General features: G+C 60.5%; 1 protein-coding gene. It reads right to left on the bottom strand.

Annotation, left to right across the window (positions count from 1 at the left end; genetic code table 11):
* A partial coding sequence (locus VBE63_RS30305; protein WP_323686674.1) for a hypothetical protein occupies positions 1–677 on the bottom strand: 677 nt, incomplete at its 3' end.
* Positions 678–942 lie beyond the last annotated feature (265 nt).

Raw genomic sequence — 942 nt, 5'->3', positions numbered from 1 at the left:
CGGATCATCCAGTCGATCAAACGGAATATCTCTAGAATGACGGCCTGCTCATAGCCGCGCTCGTACATCCGTCTGATCAGGCGGAATTTCCAGCGTTTCAGTGTCTCGGCATCGTCGGTGACCTTGGCGCGGATCTGCGCCATCACCACCAGGGCGAAGACATTGTCGCTGGCTTCCAGCTCGGCCCAGCGCTCGGGCTCAGCATAGTCAAGCAGTTTGACCGTGGGGAATTGGAACTCGACCCGACAGTCCCAGAGCGCGGCACTGTACTGCGTTGGGCGGAAGCCTAGGTCGGCATCGGCAAGGACCGCCAGGCTGGCGACCGGCACTTGATAGACATCGCGGATTTTATAGTGGTCGGTGAACATCCGCTCGGCAAAGACGGTCTCCGGGTCACCCTGCACTTCGACATGGATCAGTACCCAGACCGGCGTGCCATCGCGTCGCGTGACCCCGACGAGCTTATCGACATAACGTCGGGTGGTCTTGGCCTCACGCACGATCTGCTGGAATTCCTTGTCGAGAAACTGCATGCCCTTTGACCAGTCGATCTCGGCATGGATGGCCGGGAACAGCAGCGCCAGAAACTCCGGGAAGAACCGCTCCAGGGCCTCTTTCCAGGGGCTGTCGTAGTCGGGTTTGTCGCTGGTGTCGGTGGCTTGGGTCTCGGCTGTCATGGGGGAGAGTCTAGCCGATGCGAGGCTGGGGTGGGAGGGGCTTTGGCAGCGCGCCTCGGGCTGTTCGGTATACTGTCACTGGATTTCCGAGTTGCTCCGTCCAGCGATCCGAAAGGGCATAGCGTCGATCTAGATCAGCTTGGGTCATCGGCTCGAACAGCAAATGCTCGAAGCGCTCCAGCTCGGCCAGCAGCTTGGTGTGGGTCTCGGGCAGGGTCATCGGGTGGTCGAGATGGGGGGGTGTGTGCATAGCTTGCGTCTAGCA

The sequence above is a fragment of the Lamprobacter sp. genome (assembly GCF_034860625.1).
Taxonomy (GTDB): Bacteria; Pseudomonadota; Gammaproteobacteria; order Chromatiales; family Chromatiaceae; genus Lamprobacter.
The sequence above is the reverse complement of the archived record's forward strand: the minus strand, read 5'-3'. Positions and strand labels throughout refer to the sequence as shown.